At 72.9% G+C, this 18,909-nt stretch carries 12 protein-coding genes; 7 read left to right on the forward strand and 5 right to left on the reverse strand.

Features of this window, described 5'->3' with window-relative positions:
- The first annotated feature begins 6 nt into the window (after positions 1 to 6).
- Positions 7 to 1,227: an NAD(P)-binding domain-containing protein gene (locus tag ACIRSU_RS04825; protein ID WP_403789220.1), complete on the forward strand. Its 1,221-nt coding sequence runs from the start codon at positions 7 to 9 to the stop codon at positions 1,225 to 1,227.
- Here ACIRSU_RS04825 and mltG read toward each other — a convergent pair.
- Both mltG and ACIRSU_RS04835 read right to left on the reverse strand, forming a co-directional pair.
- Positions 1,163 to 2,056 carry an endolytic transglycosylase MltG gene (mltG, locus tag ACIRSU_RS04830; protein ID WP_403789221.1) on the reverse strand — a complete coding sequence of 298 codons (894 nt, stop codon included), beginning with the start codon at positions 2,054 to 2,056 and terminating at the stop codon, positions 1,163 to 1,165. The genes ACIRSU_RS04825 and mltG overlap by 65 nt on opposite strands.
- Positions 2,057 to 2,374: 318 nt before the next feature.
- Positions 2,375 to 4,210, reverse strand: a complete 1,836-nt coding sequence (locus ACIRSU_RS04835) for an ABC transporter ATP-binding protein (protein ID WP_403789222.1) — start codon at positions 4,208 to 4,210, stop codon at positions 2,375 to 2,377.
- A gap of 100 nt (positions 4,211 to 4,310) precedes the next feature.
- On the opposite strand from ACIRSU_RS04835, the gene ACIRSU_RS04840 reads away from it, so the two are divergent.
- Complete coding sequence (locus ACIRSU_RS04840) at positions 4,311 to 4,778, forward strand: MarR family winged helix-turn-helix transcriptional regulator (RefSeq protein ID WP_403789223.1); 468 nt, start codon at positions 4,311 to 4,313, stop codon at positions 4,776 to 4,778.
- Between the two features lie 53 nt (positions 4,779 to 4,831).
- Positions 4,832 to 7,783 carry an FAD-binding and (Fe-S)-binding domain-containing protein gene (locus ACIRSU_RS04845; RefSeq protein WP_403789224.1) on the forward strand — a complete coding sequence of 984 codons (2,952 nt, stop codon included), beginning with the start codon at positions 4,832 to 4,834 and terminating at the stop codon, positions 7,781 to 7,783.
- Positions 7,784 to 7,910: 127 nt separating this feature from the next.
- Here the strand turns inward: ACIRSU_RS04845 and ACIRSU_RS04850 are convergent, their stop codons facing one another.
- Positions 7,911 to 9,524 (reverse strand): peptide-N4-asparagine amidase, encoded by a 1,614-nt coding sequence (locus ACIRSU_RS04850; protein WP_403789225.1) that lies wholly within the window; start codon positions 9,522 to 9,524, stop codon positions 7,911 to 7,913.
- 206 nt (positions 9,525 to 9,730) lie between these two features.
- On the opposite strand from ACIRSU_RS04850, the gene ACIRSU_RS04855 reads away from it, so the two are divergent.
- Positions 9,731 to 11,563, forward strand: coding sequence for an ABC transporter transmembrane domain-containing protein (locus tag ACIRSU_RS04855; RefSeq protein ID WP_403789226.1), 1,833 nt, complete (start codon positions 9,731 to 9,733; stop codon positions 11,561 to 11,563).
- Complete coding sequence (locus tag ACIRSU_RS04860; RefSeq protein ID WP_403789227.1) at positions 11,560 to 13,341, forward strand: ABC transporter ATP-binding protein; 1,782 nt, start codon at positions 11,560 to 11,562, stop codon at positions 13,339 to 13,341. The genes ACIRSU_RS04855 and ACIRSU_RS04860 overlap by 4 nt, the downstream gene beginning before the upstream one ends.
- 214 nt (positions 13,342 to 13,555) lie before the next feature.
- On the opposite strand, the gene ACIRSU_RS04865 is transcribed toward ACIRSU_RS04860, so the two are convergent.
- The gene (locus ACIRSU_RS04865; protein WP_403789228.1) at positions 13,556 to 14,485 is read right to left on the reverse strand and encodes a zinc-binding dehydrogenase; all 930 of its coding nucleotides are present in this window, start codon (positions 14,483 to 14,485) and stop codon (positions 13,556 to 13,558) included.
- Between the two features lie 139 nt (positions 14,486 to 14,624).
- Between ACIRSU_RS04865 and ACIRSU_RS04870 the strand changes: the two genes are divergently transcribed.
- Entirely contained in the window at positions 14,625 to 15,287 is a 663-nt protein-coding gene (locus ACIRSU_RS04870) for a TetR/AcrR family transcriptional regulator (RefSeq protein ID WP_403789229.1), read from the forward strand.
- Positions 15,288 to 15,418: 131 nt separating this feature from the next.
- Here ACIRSU_RS04870 and ACIRSU_RS04875 read toward each other — a convergent pair whose 3' ends face one another.
- Positions 15,419 to 16,210 (reverse strand): metal-dependent hydrolase, encoded by a 792-nt coding sequence (locus ACIRSU_RS04875; RefSeq protein WP_403789230.1) that lies wholly within the window; start codon positions 16,208 to 16,210, stop codon positions 15,419 to 15,421.
- A 102-nt stretch (positions 16,211 to 16,312) separates the two neighbouring features.
- Here ACIRSU_RS04875 and ACIRSU_RS04880 point away from each other — a divergent pair, with 102 nt between their 5' ends.
- Positions 16,313 to 18,886, forward strand: a complete 2,574-nt coding sequence (locus ACIRSU_RS04880; protein ID WP_403789231.1) for a DEAD/DEAH box helicase — start codon at positions 16,313 to 16,315, stop codon at positions 18,884 to 18,886.
- Positions 18,887 to 18,909 lie beyond the last annotated feature (23 nt).

Below are 18,909 nucleotides of genomic sequence, written 5' to 3' on the forward strand. Positions count from 1 at the left end.
GGAACCGTGAACGATTTCGGGGTACACGAAGCGCGGAACATCGACGTCGTCGTCATAGGCGCCGGTCAGGCCGGGCTCTCCGCCGCCTACCACCTGCGGCGGACCGGGTACGAGCCCGACCGCGACTTCGTGGTGCTCGACCACGCGCCCCGGCCCGGCGGCGCCTGGCAGTTCCGGTGGCCCTCGCTCACGTACGGCAAGGTGCACGGGATGCACGCGCTTCCCGGCAAGGAGCTGACCGGTGCCGACCCGGCGCGGCCCTCGTCCGCGGTGATCGGCGACTACTTCGCCGACTACGAGGAGACCTTCGATCTGCGGGTCCACCGGCCGGTCGAAGTCACCGCGGTGCGTGAGGGCGAGCAGGGGCGGCTGTTCGTGGAGACCTCGGAAGGGGTGTACGCCGCACGGGCGCTGATCAACGCGACCGGCACCTGGGACCGGCCGTTCTGGCCGCGCTACCCCGGACAGGAGACCTTCCGCGGACGGCAGCTGCACACCGCGCAGTACCCCGGGCCGGAGGCGTTCGCCGGACAGCGGGTGGTCGTGGTCGGCGGCGGGGCGTCCGGGACGCAGCACCTGATGGAGATCGCGGAGCACGCCGCCGCGACGACCTGGGTCACCCGGCGCGAGCCGGTGTGGCGCGAAGGCCCGTTCGGCGAGGTCCAGGGCCGGGCCGCGGTGGCGCTGGTGGAGGAGCGGGTACGGCAGGGGCTGGCGCCGCAGAGCGTCGTGTCGGTCACCGGGCTGCCGCTCAACGACGCCATCCGTGACGCCCGCGAGCGCGGGATCCTGGACCGGCAGCCGATGTTCGACCGGATCACTCCGACCGGCGTGGCCTGGGACGACGGGCGGACCGTGGACGCGGACGTGATCCTGTGGGCGACCGGCTTCCGGGCGGCGATCGACCATCTGGCGCCGCTGCGGCTGCGCGAGCCGGGCGGCGGTATCCGGGTGGAGGGGACCAGGGCGGTACGGGATCCCCGCATCCATCTCGTCGGCTACGGGCCCTCGGCCTCGACCATCGGCGCCAACCGGGCCGGCCGCGCCGCCGTGCACGAGATCCGCGCCCTGCTCAGCGGCCATAACCCGCTACCCGTGCAGGCGCCGCCGCCCCCGCAGACCACGGTGCACGTGCGGAATCCGCTCACCCCGCAGGGCCCGCTCACCCCGCCGGCTCCGCAGTCGCCGCCGATCCCGACGCCCCCGCAGCCCGTCGCCGCTCGTTGAACTCGGCCACGTTCGCCTGGTGTTCGGCGTAGCTGGCGGTGAAGCGGGTGTCGCCGGGGCGGACGGTCACGAAGTAGAGCCAGTCGCCCTTCGCGGGGGCGACGGCGGCCGCCATGGCCTGGTCGCCCGGGTTTCCGATGGGTGACGGCGGCAGGCCCCGGCGCTCGTAGGTGTTGTACGGGCTGTCGATGCGGGTGTCCTGGTGGCTGGTGTCGACGGTGTCGCGGCCGAGGGCGTAGTTGATGGTGGAGTCCATCTGGAGCGGCATGCCCTGGGCGAGCCGGTTGTAGACGACGCGCGCGACCTTGCCCATGTCCTCGGCGGTGTCGGCCTCGGCCTGGACGATGCTGGCGATGATCACCGCCTCGTGGACGCTGATCCCGTGCTGCCGGGCGCCTTCCGCGACGCGGGCGGTGCCGAAGCGCTTCCCCGCCGTCTCGACCATGTAGCGCAGCAGCCCCTCGGCGGTGGTGGCCTTGCCCACCGGGTAGGTGGCCGGGAAGAGATAGCCCTCGGGGTCGCCGCCCGCGGCGGCCGGGAGGGCGAGACCGGTGGCCGGGGCGTGGGCGGCCTTGCGGGCGGTGCCGGCCGGCAGACCGAGGGCGCGGTCGACGGCCGCGTACACCTCCCCGCCCCGCCAGCCTTCGGGGATCAGCAGGGTGCGCTGTTTCTCGGGCGCGGGTCGGTCGGACGGTCCGCCGAGCAGCAGCAGGGGCACGGCGACCGCGGCGGCGAGACCGAGGACGGCGCCCACGAGGACGACGAGCCTGCCGCGCCGGGTGAGCCGGGGACGGCGGCGGGGTGCGGGCTGCCAGGTCCGGTACGTCATGGTTTGCACGCTAACCCGGCCGCACGCCGATTCCCGGGAGCCGCACGCGGCGCGCGTACCGGGCGTGGACGCGGCAGCGCCGTCGGTCCCCTGGGACGGGGGGCCGACGGCGCTGCTTCCTGCTGTGACTCGTGCGTCAGATCAGCCAGCCCAGGAAGTGGACGACGCCGGCGAGCAGGTTGGTGATGACGTTCATGGTGGTGCTTCTCCTCGTGCAGAGCTTTCTGTGGGACTGCGCAGTCGCGGTCTGCAGCCCGTCACTTGCGCACCGTAATCATCAGTCGCCACACGGGAGTTGGGCAACGAAATCCGGGACGATCACACGTTCTGGGGAACAACCGCTCCCACGTTCGTGCGTTCGTCTCGGCGCACCAGGGCCGCGTACCGCCCGTCGAGGGCCAGCAGTTCCTCGTGCGTGCCGCGCTCGGCGATGCGGCCCGCCTCCAGGACGACGATCTGGTCGGCGTCGCGGACGGTGGAGAGCCGGTGGGCGATGGTGATCGTGGTGCGGCCCGCGGAGAGGGCGTCGATCGCCTGCTGGACGGCGTGTTCGGTACGGGTGTCGAGGGCGCTCGTCGCCTCGTCGAGGATCAGCACGGGCGGGTCGCGCAGGATGGTGCGGGCGATCGCCAGGCGCTGCTTCTCGCCGCCCGAGAAGCGGTAGCCGCGCTCGCCGACGAGGGTGTCGTAGCCGTCGGGGAGCGACGCGATGTGGTCGTGGATCTGGGCGGCGCGGGCGGCGGCCTCGATCTCGGCGTCGGTGGCGTCGGGCTTGGCGAAGCGCAGGTTGTCGGCGACGGAGGCGTGGAAGAGGTAGGTCTCCTGGGAGACCACGCCGACGGCCCGGGCCAGGGTGTCGAAGTCGAGGTCGCGCACGTCGACCCCGTCGAGGGTGACCCGGCCCTCGGTGACGTCGTAGAGCCGGGGCACCAGATAGCTGAGGGTGGACTTGCCGGAACCGGTGGGACCGACGACGGCGAGGCTGCCGCCGGCCGGGACGGTCACGTCGACGCCGTCGAGGGTGGGGCGCCCCGTGCCCTCGGGGTCGTAACGGAAGCCGACCTTCTCGAAGGCGACCTCGCCGGAGACCTTCGGGAGCCGGACGGGTTCGGCGGGCTCCGTGATGTCGACGGGCAGGTCGAGGTACTCGAAGATGCGCTGGAAGAGGGCGAGCGAGGTCTGGATCTGCACGCCGGTCGACAGCAGGCTCACAGTGGGCCGGAAGAGGCCCTGCTGGAGCGAGACGAAGGCGACGAGGGTGCCCAGGGAGATCGCGGGGCCGCCGATGCCGTGGGAGAGGCCGGCCGCCCAGTAGAGCAGCGCGGGCATGGCGGCCATGACGATGCCGATGACGGACATCCGCCAGCGGCCGGCCATGGAGGAGCGCACTTCGAGGTCGACCAGGCGCTCGGACTCTTCGGCGAAGGACTTCGTCAGGGAGTCGGCGCGGCCCATGGTCCGGCCGAGCAGGATGCCGCTGACGGAGAGGGACTCGGTGACGGTCGCCGCCATGGCGGCCATCTGCTTCTGCCGCCGGGTGGTGATGCGCTTGCGCTCGCGGCCGACCCGGCGGCTGATCCAGGCGAAGACCGGCAGCAGGAGCAGCGAGACGAGGGTGAGCCGCCAGTCGAGGGCGAGCATGGCGACGACGGTCGCGATCACGGCGGTGACGTTGGAGACCAGGGAGGTGGCGGTCGAGGTGACCGTCGCCTGCATGCCGCCGATGTCGTTCGCGATCCGGGACTGGACCTCGCCCGTGCGGGTGCGCGTGAAGAAGGCCAGCGGCATCCGCTGGAGCTGGGCGTAGACACCGGTCCGCAGGTCGTGCATGACGCGCTGGCCGACGGTGGTGGAGATCAGCGTCTGGAGCACGCCGAAGACGCCTGAGACCACGGCGGTGGCGATCATGCCGAGCGCGAGCAGGCTGAGCAGCCCGGTGCGGCCCTGCGGGATCGCGGTGTCCAGGATCTCGCGCAGCAGGAACGGCGAGGCGATCGAGACCAGCGACGACGCGGCCACGAGCAGGCCGACGAGGGCGAGCCGGCTGCGGTAGGGCCGGAACAGCCGCAGGATGCGCCGCAGCTGGGCGGGCTCCTCGGGGCGGCGGGAATCACGGGCGGGGGGTGTCCAGGTGGACTCGTCGTGCGGATGCATGGGCTCCTACGAGGGTTCGGGATGTGCCAGTAAAGGCCATCAGAGCATAGCTCATTGTTACCTATACTCACAATGAACCAGGTCCTGATAAAATTCCGTCATGAGCAACCCCGCACCGGACGCACCCGGCGCCACCGACCCCGACGGTCTCCTCGCCGAGCAGCTGCTGCGCCTCACCCGCCGGCTGCACCGCCTCCACAAGCGGTATCTGGAGCCGGTCGGCATCACGCCCGCGCAGTTCCGCCTGCTCCGCACCGTCGCGCACTACGAGGAACCGCCCCGGATGGCCGATCTCGCCGCCCGGCTCGAAGTGGTCCCGCGCGCCGTCACCAGTCTCGTCGACGGCCTGGAGGCGGCCGGCCGGGTGCGCCGGGTGCCCGATCCCACGAACCGCCGGGTGGTGCACATCGAGCTCACCGACACGGGCCGCGACACGCTGAGGGAGCTGCGCAGCGCGCGCCGTGGGGCCGCAGAGGACATCCTTGCCCCACTGACCGTCGAACAGCGCAAGGTGCTCGGAGGTCTGCTGTCCGCCCTGGTCGACCAGGGGCCGGAGCGCGGCTGCTGAGTCCGGGGCAGCCGGGACCGGGGCACGCCGCGCACTGGAGGGGAGCCCTGGCCATGCCCGTACTGGAACCGAGTCCGCTGGCCCTGCGCGCCGGTACGAGGCGGCGGGCGGCGCCCGACCGGGTGCCCGACCTGCAGGCCCGCGGCACGCCGAAGCACCTGCGGGAGGAGCTGGTCGCGCTCCTCGGTCCGGAGAAGGTGCTGGGGAGGATCTCCGACCTGGTGCGGTACGCCTCCGACGCCAGCCCCTACCGTTTCGTGCCGCAGGTCGTGGTGGTCGCCGAGGACGTCGACGACGTGTCCGCGATCTTCTCGTACGCGAACGGCAAGGGCCGAGAGGTGGTGTTCCGGGCCGCCGGGACGAGCCTCAACGGGCAGGCGCAGGGCGAGGACATCCTGGTGGACGTGCGCCGCCACTGGGCCGGCGTGGAGGTCCTGGACGGCGGCGCCCGGGCCCGGATCCGGCCGGGCACGACGGTGGTCCGGGCGAACGCGGCCCTCGCCCCGCACGGCCGGGTGCTCGGCCCCGACCCGGCGAGCGCCATCGCCTGCACGCTCGGCGGCGTGGTCGCCAACAACGCCTCCGGCATGACCGCCGGCACCACCCGCAACTCCTACCGGACCCTCGCCTCGCTGACCTTCGTGCTGCCGAGCGGCACCATCGTCGACACCGCCGACCCGGCCGCGGACGGGGAGCTGGCCCGGGCCGAGCCGCGGCTGTGCGCGGGGCTCATGGGCCTCAAGTCGGAGATCGAGGCGGACCCGGAGCTCACGGCCCGGATCCGCGCCAAATACGCGATCAAGAACACCAACGGCTACCGGCTCGACGCCTTCCTCGACGGTGCCACCCCCGTCGAGATCCTGCGCGGCCTCATGGTGGGCTCGGAAGGCACCTTCGGCTTCATCTCCGAGCTCGTCTTCGACACCCTCCCGCTGGACCGCGAGGTCGCCACGGCCCTGCTCTTCTTCCCGTCGCTGCCCGCCGCCGCGGCCGCCGTGCCCCGCTTCAACGACGCGGGGGCGCTCGCCGTCGAGCTGATGGACGGCAACACCCTGCGGGCCTCGGTGAGCGTGCCCGGGGTGCCCGCCGACTGGGCGGAGCTGCCCCGGGAGACGGCCGCGCTGCTGGTGGAGTTCCGGGCGCCGGACAAGACCGCCCTCGCGGCGTACGAGGAGGCCGCCGCCCGGGTCCTGGCGGAGCTCGAGCTGGTGGCGCCGGTCGCGTCCGTCGACAACGCCTTCACGCGGGACGCGCGCACGATCGGCGGTTACTGGAAGGCCCGCAGGGCGTTCGTGACGGCCGTCGGCGGCTCCCGCCCCTCCGGTACGACCCTGATCACCGAGGACTTCGCGGTGCCGCCGGCCCGGCTCGCGGAAGCCTGCGCGGAGCTGCTCGAACTGCAGGCCCGGCACGGCTTCGACGCCGCCGTCGCCGGTCACGCGGCGCACGGCAATCTGCACTTCTTGCTCGCCTTCGACGCCGCCGACCCGGCGGACGTGGAGCGGTACGCGGCCTTCATGGACGAGTTCTGCAAGCTGACCGTGGAGCGCTTCGACGGCTCGCTGAAGGCCGAGCACGCCACCGGCCGCAACCTCGCGCCCTTCCTGGAGCTGGAGTGGGGCCCCAAGGCGACCGAGCTGATGTGGCGGACGAAGGAGGTCATCGACCCGGACGGCGTCCTCGCGCCGCGGATCGTGCTCGACCGCGACCCGCAGGCGCATCTGCGCGGCCTGAAGACCATCCCCACCGTGGAGCCGGTCGCCGACCCGTGCATCGAGTGCGGCTTCTGCGAACCCACCTGCCCCAGCCACGACCTGACGACGACGCCGCGCCAGCGGATCGTGCTGCGGCGGGAGATGATGCGGCAGGCCGACGGATCACCGGTCGAGGCGAGCCTGTTGGCGTCGTACGGCTACGACGCCGTCGACACCTGCGCCGGCGACTCCACGTGCCGGCTGGACTGCCCGGTCGGCATCGACACCGGGGCCCTCATGAGGCGCTTCCGGCACGAGCGGCACTCGCCGCGCGAGGAGCGGATCGCCGCGCTCGCCGCCGAGCACTTCCGGGCCGTCGAAGCGTCCGCCCGGCTGGCGGTGGCGGCCGGGCGGCGCGTCGGCGACCGGCTCCTGGAGTCGGCGACCGGTCTCGCGCGCAAGGCTGTGCGGCCCGATCTCGTACCGGAGTGGCTGCCCGAGATCCCCGGCGCGGCGCCCCGCCGGCTCCCCCGCACCCATCGTCCGGCCGCCGTCGCGGTCTACTACCCGGCCTGCGTGAACCGGATCTTCGGCAGTACCGCGGAGGCCGAGGCGCACGGGGGCCACGAGGGACACGGGGGGCCGTCGCTGCCGGAGGCGGTGGTGGCGCTGTCGGCCCGCGCCGGGCGGCCGGTCTGGATCCCGGACGACGTGGCCGGCACGTGCTGCGCGACCATCTGGCACTCCAAGGGCTACGAGCGCGGCACCGAGGTGATGGCGAACCGGATCGTGGCGGCCGCCTGGGGCTGGACGGCCGGGGGCCGGCTGCCGCTGGTCGTGGACGCTTCCTCGTGCACGCTCGGCATCGCGCGCGAGGTGGTGCCGTATCTCACCGACGAGAACCGGGAGTTGCACGCGGAGCTGACCGTCGTCGATTCGCTGGTGTGGGCGGCCGACGAGCTGCTGCCCCGGCTCGACGTGCGCCGCCGGGTCGGCTCGGCCGTCGTCCATCCCACCTGCTCCATGCGGCACCTGGGTGACGTGGAGGAGCTGACGCGGCTCGCCGGGGCGTGCGCGGAGGAGGTCGTCGTGCCGAGAGACGCCGGCTGCTGCGCCTTCGCCGGCGACCGGGGCATGCTGCACCCGGAGCTGACGGCCTCGGCCACGGCGCGCGAGGCGGCGGAGGTCACCGCCCGGCACTTCGACGCGCATCTCTCGGCCAACCGGATGTGCGAGATCGGCATGGACCGGGCCACCGGCCGCACATACCGGTCGGCGCTCCTGGAACTGGAGCGCGCGACCCGCCCGTGACGTCGTGACGGATGCCCGTGACGCCGTGGAGGACGTCCGCGACGACGTGGCGGATGTCCGTGACGTCGTGGAGGATGCCCGGGCCCGCCCGTCGTGACGGGCCCGGGCATCCGCACACGGGGACGGGTCAGCAGCGCTGCGAGTCCTCGACCAGGGTGCCCTGGGCGGTCCTCAGCGTCCGGTCGTAGCAGCCCTCGGAGCCGTACAGCCGGTAGCGCTCCTCGCTGGTGCCGACGGCGTGCCGCTGCTCGCGCGGGACGCCGAGGTTGAAGGCGGCGTCGCCGGTGTACGTGTCGTCGAGCCGCGACCAGGACAGGCGCTTGTCGCCGCGCACGACGGCGGTGTCCGCGCGGTCGCCGACGGTGAGGACGGTCCGCAGCCGGTTGGCGGCGTCCACGCTGATCTCGCCGTCCATGGTGTACGTGCGGTGGGTGCGGGTCGCGGTCCGGCCGACGGTCACGGTCTCGTCGTCGCTCCACCGGGCGGCGAGCGCGTCCGGGTTCTCGTCCGCGCCCCAGCGGTGGGTGGAGTGGTGGTCGACGGTGCGGGTGACGGTGGTGTCGACGCGGCCGTGCGAGGTGTTCAGGTGGCCGGCGACGGTGAGGGTGTGCCCGCCGGTGGTCTCCAGGACGTCGGACGAGTCGGCCGAACCGGGCGTGTGGACGGGCGAGTTGCGCAGCGTGCCGGCCTCGTGGCGGTCCAGGGCGCCGGTGACGACGGCGCGGCCCTCGTCCTGCCAGAGCAGCACGTTGGCGGGGACGCTCCACCCGCTCTGTCCGGCCGGGACGCCGGCGACGGAGACCTCGACGCGGTGGGCCCGGCCGTCGTTGAGGACGGCGGCGAAGGGCGTGAGGTCGTAGACGACGGGCTGCACGTCGAAGGCGCGCGGCGCGGGGGTCACGTACCAGAGGAAGGGGTTGGACCAGCCGCCGGTCCACACGTGCGGGAACGGGGCGGCGATGCCCGCGAGTTGCCCGTCGACGCTGATCTGCACCTCGCGGTACGGGCCTTCGGTCGCCTTGCAGGAGTACGGGGCGGCGTCGGGGACGGTGAGGTACCAGAACTCCTCGCAGCCGCCGCCGGAGCCGGTGGCGTACACCTCGGCGAGGATCCGCTCGGTGTTGCGCGGGGTGGTGAGGCTGCCGCCGGTGAGCGGCAGCACCCGGTCGGGGGTGGCGGCGGGCTTCGCCCTGCCGTGAGCGGTGTAGAAGGTGAGGGTGACGCGGATGTCGAGGACGCCGGTGTAGGTGTCGTTGACGACGTTGCCGATGAGCATCTCGACGGACTGCGGGCTGCTGAAGGTGTCCCGGTAGCGGGTGACGTCCTTCTCCACGGACCAGGCGATGCCTTCGGGCGAGGGCTCGGGCGTGGAGGTGCGGAGGATCTCGACGCCGCCGACGGTGAGGTAGCCGAGCCGGTCGTACTGACGGCCCTTCACCTTGCCGTCGAGGCGGAGCACGACCTTGTTCCAGCGGGTGCCGCACTCCTTGGGCGGGGTGTAACTCCCCTGGTAGGGCGTGAAGTCGCGGAACTGGGTCTCGGCCAGGGTCACTTGGCAGCTGCGGGTGTCGGGGGTGTCGATCGGCGGGGCCGCGGTGACCGGGTCGTGCCAGTCGGTGGTGAACTCGGCCGGCGGGGTGGCGGGGGCCTCGTCCGCACCGGCGGTGGCGGGGGTGGCGAGCAGCAGTCCGGCGGCCAGGGTGAGGCCGCCGATCATGCTCATGATCTTCCGTTGTCTCATGGGTCGTGAGTGAAGCGCGGGCCGGGTGAGCCGGTCCAGAGGGCGTGGGCCCGCCTTGGCCTGATGTGTTCGGAGTTGCCAGAAAATCGATTGCCGGAGGGTCGCTCGCGGCGCAAACCTTGGAGGGTTCGGTGGCCTTTCGGGCCCATCCGACCCCGATCCGCCGGACAGGCCCGAAAGGCCGCCGTCGCAACCCTTGGGGCGCCATGCAGATCAAAGACCTTCCGTACGCCGACCCAGGAGTGCCGGACGTCCGCTCGGGACCGCGCTTCCTGCTCTGGCTCGGCCGGAACCAGCTCGGCGGGCAGCTGAAGTGCCTGCTGTGGGGCCTGCTCCTGCAACTGGGCATCGCCGGCCTCCCGCTGGGCGTCGGCCTCGCCGTGCAGGCGGTCGTGGACCGCGACGGCGGCCGGCTCGCGCTCGGCGCGGGGCTGCTCGTCGTGCTCGGCGTGGCCATCGCGACCGGCGACGCCATGGTGCACCGGGTGAGCGTGACCAACTGGATCACGGCCGCCGCCCGCGTCCAGCAGCTGCTCTCGCGCAAGACGGCCGAGCTCGGCTCCGTGCTGACCCGCCAGGTCGCGGCGGGCGAGGTCGTGGCGGTGTCCACGAATGATGTCGAGAAGATCGGCTGGTTCGTCGAGGCGGCCTCCCGCTTCGCGTCCGCCGCCCTCACCCTCGTCCTCGTCTGCGTCGGACTGCTGCTCTACCAGCCGGACCTCGGCCTGGTCGTCGCCCTCGGCGTGCCCGTCCTCGCGCTCGCCGCGCTGCCGCTGCTCCCCCGCGCCACCCGCCGGGCCGACGAGCAGCGCGAGAAGTCGGGCCGGGCCACCGAACTGGCCTCCGACACCGTCGCCGGACTGCGGGTGCTGCGCGGCATCGGCGGCGAGGAACTGTTCCTCGGCCGCTACCGGGCCGCCTCCCAGGAAGTGCGCCGGGCCGCCGTGCGCAGCGCCCGGATGTGGGCGCTGATCGCGGCGGTGCAGGTGCTGCTGCCGGGTCTGCTGCTGGCGGCCGTGGTCGTGTACGGGGCGCGGCTCGCGCTCGACGGGCGGATCACGGTCGGCGAACTGGTCACCGTGTACGGCGCGGTGGCGCTCACCCACCATCCGCTGCGCAACTTCGTGGAGATCGCCATGGCGTACTCCTTCTCGCGGCCGTCCGCGAAGCGCGCGGCGCGGGTGCTCGCCCTGAGCCGTACGACCACCGTGCAGGCCGTCGGGGACGAGAGGCCCACGGGCGGGGACCTGTACGACCCGGTGACCGGAGTACGCGCGCCGGCCGGCCTGTTCACCGCGGTGGTGTGCGGCGACCCGGACGCGGCCGGGCGGCTCGCCGACCGGCTCGGCGGCCATCCGGCGGAGCCGGGCGAGGACCACTCCTCCGTCCTGCTCGGCGGGGTGGCCCTGGACGGACTCGCGCTCGAGACCGCCCGCGACGCCGTCCTCGTGCAGGACAAGGACCCGGTGCTGCTCTCCGGCACCCTCCGGGAGCTGCTCGACGTGCCGTCGTCCGGCCGGGTCACGGCGGCCGAGGCGCTGGCCGCGGCGCAGTGCGGTGACGTGCTCGACGCGCTCGCGCAGGCGTCCGTGGACACCGGCGGCGACCCGATGCGCACCCGGATCACCGAGCGCGGCCGCTCGCTCTCCGGCGGCCAGCGGCAGCGACTGGCACTGGCCCGTTCCCTGGTCACCGACCCGGAGGTGCTCGTCCTGGACGAGCCGACCTCGGCGGTCGACTCGCACACCGAGGCCCGGGTCGCGGCCGGAATCAGGCGGCTGCGGGACGGGCGGACGACGGTGGTGCTCGCCTCCTCGCCGCTCCTGCTCGACCTCGCCGACCGGGTCGTCCTGGTCGACGGCGGCACGGCGGTCGCCGTGGGCACGCACCGCGCGCTCCTCGCGACCGAGCCCCGCTACCGGGCCGTCGTCACCCGCGAGACCGACGACGAGATCGCCGGCAAGGGCGGCGACGAACCGGACCTGGTCCTCGACACCGAGCTGAGCCGCCTCGGCGAGCTGGAAGGAGAAACGGCATGATCGGCGTGGCGCCCCCGGAGTACGACCCGGCGGCACCCCGGTCCGCGACCACCCTGCCCGTGGGCACGGCGGCGACGGTCCGGGCGTACGTACGGGATCTGCTGCGCCGTCACCGGGGCGCCTTCGCCGTCCTGGTCACGGTCAACGCGGTCGCCGTCATCGCCTCGATGGTGGCGCCCTATCTCCTCGGCACGGTCGTCGAGGACCTCACGGCCGGGGCCCGGGAGCTCCATCCGGCCCGCACGGGCATCCTGTTCGCGATCGCCCTGGTGGTCCAGACGGTGTTCACGCGGCTGGTACGGCTGCGCGGGGCGATGCTCGGCGAGCGGATGCTGGCCGATCTCCGCGAGGACTTCCTGGTGCGTGCGGTGGCGCTGCCGCCGGGCGTCCTGGAGCGGGCCGGCACGGGCGACCTGCTGTCGCGGATCACCACCGACATCGACCGGCTGGCGGAGGCCATGCGCGAGGCCGTGCCGCAGCTCGTCGTCGGCGTGGTGTGGGCGGCGCTGCTCGTCGGCGGCATCGCGGTCACCGCGCCGCCGCTCGCCCTCGCGCTGCTCGTCGCCGCGCCGCTGCTGGTCGTGGGCTGCCGCTGGTACTTCCGGCGGGCCCCGGCGGCGTACCGCTCGGAGGCGGCCGGTTACGCGGCGGTCGCCGCCGTGCTCGCCGAGACCGTGGACGCGGGCCGTACGGTCGAGGCGCACCGCCTCGGCGCGCGCCGGATCGCGCTGTCGGACCGGCGGATCGCCGAGTGGACCCGATGGGAGCGGTACACGCTCTGGCTCCGCTCGGTGCTCTTCCCGGTCGTCGACCTCACCCACACCCTGGTCATCACCTCGGTGCTGCTCGTCGGCGGCGTCCTCGTCCTCCACGGCTGGCTCGACGTCGGCCGGCTGACCACGGGCGCGCTGCTCGCGCAGATGCTGGTCGACCCGATCGGGATCGTGCTGCGCTGGTACGACGAGCTCCAGGTCGCCCAGGTGTCGCTGGCCCGCCTAGTGGGCGTCCGGGAGATCGAGCCGGCGGCCGGCGACCCGAAGACGCGGCCCGAGGGACGGGAGGTCCGGGCCGACGAGGTGCGCTTCGGCTACCGGGAGGGCGTGGACGTGCTGTACCGGGTGTCGCTGGACGTCGCCCCGGGCACCCGGCTCGCCCTGGTCGGCCCCTCGGGAGCCGGGAAGTCCACGCTGGGCCGGCTGCTCGCCGGCATCTACGCCCCGCGCACCGGCTCGGTCACCCTCGGCGCTGCCGAACTGGCGCGGATGCCGGCCGAGCGGGTGCGCGAGCACGTGGCCCTGGTCAACCAGGAGCACCACGTCTTCGTCGGCTCGCTCCGCGACAACCTGCTGCTCGCGCGGGCGGGCGCCGGGGACGAGGAGCTGTGGGCGGCGCTCGCCGCGGTGGCCGCGGACGGCTGGGCCAAGGCGCTGGAAGGCGGCCTGGACACCGAGGTCGGCTCCGGCGGTCTGGCGCTCACCCCGGCCCAGGCCCAGCAGGTCGCGCTCGCCCGGCTGGTCCTCGCCGACCCGCACACCCTCGTGCTGGACGAGGCCACCTCGCTGCTCGACCCGCGCTCGGCCCGGCACCTGGAGCGCTCCCTGGCCCGGGTCCTGGACGGCCGCACGGTCGTCGCCATCGCGCACCGCCTGCACACCGCGCACGACGCCGATCTGATCGCGGTCGTCGAGGACGGCCGGATCAGCGAGCTGGGCAGCCACGAGGAGCTGGTCGCGGCGGACGGGGCGTATGCGGCGCTGTGGCGGTCGTGGCACGGGTAGGCGGCGGCGCCGCGAGCGGCGGACCGGTACGGGGGCGGCCTCGCTCGCGGCGCCGTGGATCCGGGATGTTGGATCTTGGATCCGCGGCTTCCGGCCCTGGGGTCTCGGCTCTCGGATCCGAGAGCCGAGATCTCGGATCCAACATCCCGGATCTCGGATCCAACATCCCGGATCCCGGATCCAAAATCCCGGATCCCGGATCCCGGATCCGGCTCTAGCCGATGGTCAGCACCGCCTTGCCGTGAAGACCGCCGGACTGCAGGACACCGATCGCGTCCGCTGCCGCGCTCCAGTCGCCCCGCCAGGTGATGCCCGGGTCCAGTTCGCCGGCGGTGACGCGTCGTGCGAGCCAGCCCAGATCGCGGTCGAGACCCGTGCAGGTGAGCAGGAAGAACGTCACGAGGGACCGGTCGTGCCTGCCCTGGTCGCCGAACAGCGCCCCGAAGGGGAAGTCCTCGCCCCGGCCGGCCGAGTGGCCGACGGCGACCAGGGTGCCGCCCGGGGCCAGGCTCTCGTACGCGTCGACGAGGAGCGGGCCACCCACCAGATCGATCACGCCGTCCACGGGCCGGGCGGCCTCCTTGGGCGTACCGACCACCTCGTGGGCGCCCAGCTCGCGCAGCACCTCGCCGTTGCGGGCCGGGTCGCTCGTGACGGCGACGACGTGGGCGCCGGCGGCCCGGGCGAGCTGCACGGCGTACCGTCCGACGCCTCCCGTGGCGCCGGTGATCAGGACCTCGCGGCCGAGCAGCGGCCCGAGGCGGTGCAGGGCGCGCAGCGCGCTGGCGCCGGCGACGGGGATCGTGGCCAGGGCCGCCGGGTCGGCCCCGGCGGGGGCGACTCCGATGAGGGCGGTGTCGACCGCACGGAGTTCGGCCCAGGCGCCGTCCGGCATCAGGGTCACCACCGGAGTTCCGACGGCCGGACCGGTGCCGTCCGCCGCGGCGCGTTCCACGATTCCGGCGGCGTCCCAGCCGAGGACGGACCCCTCGGCTGCGGCGCCGAGGCCGAAGGCGACCTCTCCGTGGTTGAGCGAGGTCGCGGTCACCCGGATCAGCGCCTGGTGGGGCGCGGGCCGGGGGTCGGGGGCGGTGCCGAGGCGCAGGCCGCCGGGGGCGGCGCGGTCGACGAGAAGGGCACGCATGGACGTCCTCCAAGGAAATGGGCTCTCGGATCCGGGATCCCGAATCTCGGATCCCGGATCCCGGATCCCGATCGAGAATCTGCCACTGAGTGGCACAAGCCTATAGATGGCTATCGCTGCTCCGATACAGTGACCCTTGATGACTTCCGAGACCGCCGCCGAGATCTCCGCCGCGCTGCCCCTGCGCGAGCGCAAGAAGCTGCGCACCCGGCAGACACTGATCGACACCGCCCTCCGGCTCTTCGGCGAACGCGGCTTCGACGGCGTGACGCTGGACGAGCTCTGCGACGCGGTCGAGGTGTCGAAGCGGACCTTCTTCCGCTACTTCGACAGCAAGGAAGACGTCGCCATGGCGCCGACCCAGGACCTCTGGACGGCCTTCCTCGACGTCCTGGAGTCCGCCGCGCCGGACGGGCGGCGGCTTCTCGCGGTGTTCGAGGACGCGTTGGCGGAGGCGATCGACCGGATGCCCGCCGGCGCCTGGGCCGAGCGCGCGCTCGCCAGCCGTCGGCTTGCCGCCCGTACACCCTCCATGGACGCGCACGGGCTGGCGTTCTGCGACCGCACCACCCGGGCCGCGCTGGCCGTGACCGAGCGGCGGTTCGGCCTGGCCGGACCCGCGGACCTGCACGCCCGGCTGGCGCTCGACATGCTCGTCGCGGTCTTCCACCAGGCCCTGGAGGCATGGGTGGCGCAGCCGGCCGGCCACACGCCCGCCGACCTCGTACGACGGCTGCGCGCCACCGGCGCGGAACTGCCGCACGTGCTCACTGCCACGGCCGCGGCCGCGCCGCGCGTCTGACCCGCGCGGACCTACGAAGAAGGGCCGCACCGTACATCCGGTGCGGCCCTTCTCCTTACGGCCCCGTACTCCTTACGATCCCGTACTCCTACGACCCGTACTCCTTACGACCCCGTGCTCCGTACGACCCTCTACAGATAACCGAGCGCCGTCGCCCCGCCCACTCCACCCAGCACCATGAACGCCGGCATCAGGACCTTCAGCTCGACCCAGCTGCCCGCGCGGAAGCGCATGCCCTTCGGCGGGCCGATCGGGTACCAGCGCTTGCGGCCGACCGGGATGGGCCACAGGATCGGGCAGCCGGAGACGGTCAGGGCGTCGCCGATGTCGTGGACGAGGGCGCCGAGGACGATCGGCAGGCCGAGCCACAGGTACTCCTGGCCGGGCGCGGTGAAGAGCCAGCCGGCCCCGTTGCCGGGCTGGTCGAGCACGCCGGCGAGGATCCAGGCGCTGGTGGCGCCGAGCAGCCAGACCAGGACGTCGCTGGACATCCGCGCGGCTCGCCACAGCAGGCCCTCGACCGCGAGCACGAGGTGGACGAAGAGGATCGCGAGGACCGCCCAGCGGCCGCCGGTGACGGCGGCGACGGAGCAGCCGCCGCCGACCAGGACCGCCCACACCCAGGTGTGGGTGAGGGTGCGGTGGCCGCCGGAGCGGCGCGGGTCGTGGGACGTGCGGGTCGCTTTGTAGACGGCGTACGACAGCTTGTCGACGATCTCGCACAGGCCGCGGGAGACCGGGCCGAAGGCGCGCGAGATGGTCGCCGACTTGTGGTCGAGGTCGGGGGCGAGGGCGGCGCCCGCGCAGATGAGCGCGCCGACGACGAGGACCGGCCAGGGCATCGGGTGGCCGAAGGCCGCTGCCGCCGCTCCGACGCCCAGCCAGGCCGCCGCTCCGGACAGCGAGTGCGCCGGTCCCATCATGATTCTTCCCGCCCCGTCTCTTGCCGCCGCTCGCCGCTGCTCGCGGTTTCCCCGTGCTCAGCCGCCCAGTTGACGGCCGGTCGACGGGCCAGCCTATCGTCCGTGATCTTCGATCCGGTGGCCGGTTCCCTCATCCGGGCGGAATCCAGGCAAGATGGGGGCGTGACCCTTATCGATCAGCTGCCGCCGACCGCCGACCCCGACGCCCTCTTCGAGGCGTTCTCCACCTGGGCGGAGGACCGGGGCATCACGCTCTACCCGGCCCAGGAGGAGGCGCTGATCGAGGTGGTCTCCGGGGCCAACGTGATCCTCTCCACGCCCACCGGCTCGGGAAAGTCGCTGGTCGCGGCGGGGGCGCACTTCACGGCCCTGGCCAATGACCAGGTCACCTTCTACACGGCGCCGATCAAGGCGCTGGTGTCGGAGAAGTTCTTCGACCTGTGCAAGATCTTCGGCACGGAGAACGTCGGCATGCTGACGGGCGACGCCTCCGTGAACGCGGACGCGCCGGTGATCTGCTGCACCGCCGAGGTGCTCGCGTCGATCGCGCTGCGCGACGGCAAGGACGCCGACATCGGCCAGGTCGTGATGGACGAGTTCCACTTCTACGCGGAGCAGGACCGCGGCTGGGCCTGGCAGATCCCGCTGCTCGAACTCCCGCAGGCGCAGTTCGTCCTCATGTCGGCGACGCTCGGCGACGTGTCGATGTTCGAGAAGGACCTGACCCGGCGCACCGGGCGGCCGACCTCGGTGGTGCGCTCGGCGACCAGGCCGGTGCCGCTGTCGTACGAGTACCGGCTCACGCCGATCACGGACACGCTCACCGAGCTCCTGGAGACCAAGCAGGCGCCGGTCTACATCGTCCACTTCACCCAGGCGCAGGCGGTGGAGCGGGCGCAGTCGCTGATGAGCATCAACATGTGCTCGCGCGAGGAGAAGGACCGGATCGCCGAGATGATCGGCAACTTCCGGTTCACCACCAAGTTCGGCAAGAACCTCTCCCGCTACGTCCGGCACGGCATCGGTGTGCACCACGCGGGCATGCTGCCGAAGTACCGGCGCCTGGTGGAGAAGCTGGCGCAGGCGGGTCTGCTGAAGGTCATCTGCGGTACGGACACCCTGGGCGTCGGCGTCAACGTGCCGATCCGCACGGTGCTGTTCACGGCGCTGACGAAGTACGACGGCAACCGGGTGCGCACGCTGCGCGCCCGTGAGTTCCACCAGATCGCGGGCCGGGCCGGGCGGGCCGGCTTCGACACCGCCGGTTTCGTGGTGGCGCAGGCGCCCGAGCACGTCATCGAGAACGAGAAGGCGCTGGCCAAGGCCGGCGACGACCCGAAGAAGCGCCGCAAGGTGGTCCGCAAGAAGGCCCCGGAGGGCTTCGTCGGCTGGACCGAGAACAGCTTCGAGAAGCTGATCGCCGCCGAGCCGGAGCCGCTGACCTCCCGCTTCCGGGTCACCCACACCATGCTGCTCTCGGTGATCGCCCGCCCCGGCAACGCCTTCGAGGCGATGCGCAAGCTGCTCGAGGACAACCACGAGCCGCGCCGCAATCAGCTGAAGCACATCCGCCGGGCCATCGCGATCTACCGTTCGCTGCTCGACGGCGGCGTCGTGGAGCAGCTGGACAAGCCGGACGCCGAGGGCCGCACGATCCGGCTGACCGTCGACCTGCAGCAGGACTTCGCGCTCAACCAGCCGCTGTCGACGTTCGCGCTCGCCGCCTTCGACCTGCTCGACCCGCAGTCCCCGTCGTACGCGCTCGACATGGTGTCGGTCGTCGAGTCGACGCTCGACGACCCGCGCCAGATCCTGCACGCCCAGCAGAACAAGGCGCGCGGCGAGGCGGTCGGCGCGATGAAGGCCGACGGCGTCGAGTACGAGGAGCGGATGGAGCGGCTGCAGGAGATCTCGTACCCGAAGCCGCTCGAAGAGCTGCTCTGGCACGCGTACAACGTCTACCGGAAGTCGCACCCGTGGGTCGGCGACCACCCGGTGTCGCCGAAGTCCGTCATCCGTGACATGTACGAACGGGCGATGACCTTCACGGAGTTCACCTCCTTCTACGAGCTGGCGCGCACCGAGGGCATCGTGCTGCGCTATCTGGCGAGCGCGTACAAGGCGCTGGACCACACCATCCCGGACGACCTGAAGACGGAGGACCTGGAGGACCTGATCGCCTGGCTGGGCGAGATGGTGCGGCAGGTCGACTCCTCGCTGCTCGACGAGTGGGAACAGCTCGCCAACCCGGAGCTGGAGTCCGCGGAGGAGGCGCAGGAGAAGGCCGACCAGGTCAAGCCGGTCACGGCGAACGCCCGCGCGTTCCGGGTCCTGGTGCGCAACGCGATGTTCCGCCGGGTGGAGCTGGCGGCGCTCGACAACGTGGACGAGCTCGGCGAGATGGACGCGGAGTCCGGCTGGGACGCGGACGCGTGGGGCGAGGCGATGGACGCGTACTGGGACGAGTACGACGACCTCGGTACCGGCCCGGACGCGCGCGGCCCGAAGCTGCTGGCCATCGAGGAGGACCCGGCGCACGGCGTCTGGCGCGTCCGGCAGACCTTCGCGGACCCGAACGGCGACCATGACTGGGGCATCAGCGCGGAGGTGGACCTGGCGGCCTCGGACGAGGAGGGCCGGGCGATCGTCCGCGTGACGTCGGTCGGACAACTGTGAACCCGTGACCACTTCCAGGAGGA

Source organism: Streptomyces sp. NPDC101160, from assembly GCF_044768205.1.
In the GTDB taxonomy this organism is placed as follows: Bacteria; Actinomycetota; Actinomycetes; order Streptomycetales; family Streptomycetaceae; genus Streptomyces.

Coding starts and splice junctions, on each gene's coding strand:
- mltG (WP_403789221.1), bottom strand. CDS start 2,056: ATGACGTACCGGACCTGGCAGCCCGCACCCCGCCGCCGTCCCCGGCTC.
- ACIRSU_RS04835 (WP_403789222.1), bottom strand. CDS start 4,210: ATGCATCCGCACGACGAGTCCACCTGGACACCCCCCGCCCGTGATTCC.
- ACIRSU_RS04840 (WP_403789223.1), top strand. CDS start 4,311: ATGAGCAACCCCGCACCGGACGCACCCGGCGCCACCGACCCCGACGGT.
- ACIRSU_RS04845 (WP_403789224.1), top strand. CDS start 4,832: ATGCCCGTACTGGAACCGAGTCCGCTGGCCCTGCGCGCCGGTACGAGG.
- ACIRSU_RS04850 (WP_403789225.1), bottom strand. CDS start 9,524: ATGAGACAACGGAAGATCATGAGCATGATCGGCGGCCTCACCCTGGCC.
- ACIRSU_RS04855 (WP_403789226.1), top strand. CDS start 9,731: ATGCAGATCAAAGACCTTCCGTACGCCGACCCAGGAGTGCCGGACGTC.
- ACIRSU_RS04860 (WP_403789227.1), top strand. CDS start 11,560: ATGATCGGCGTGGCGCCCCCGGAGTACGACCCGGCGGCACCCCGGTCC.
- ACIRSU_RS04865 (WP_403789228.1), bottom strand. CDS start 14,485: ATGCGTGCCCTTCTCGTCGACCGCGCCGCCCCCGGCGGCCTGCGCCTC.
- ACIRSU_RS04870 (WP_403789229.1), top strand. CDS start 14,625: ATGACTTCCGAGACCGCCGCCGAGATCTCCGCCGCGCTGCCCCTGCGC.
- ACIRSU_RS04875 (WP_403789230.1), bottom strand. CDS start 16,210: ATGATGGGACCGGCGCACTCGCTGTCCGGAGCGGCGGCCTGGCTGGGC.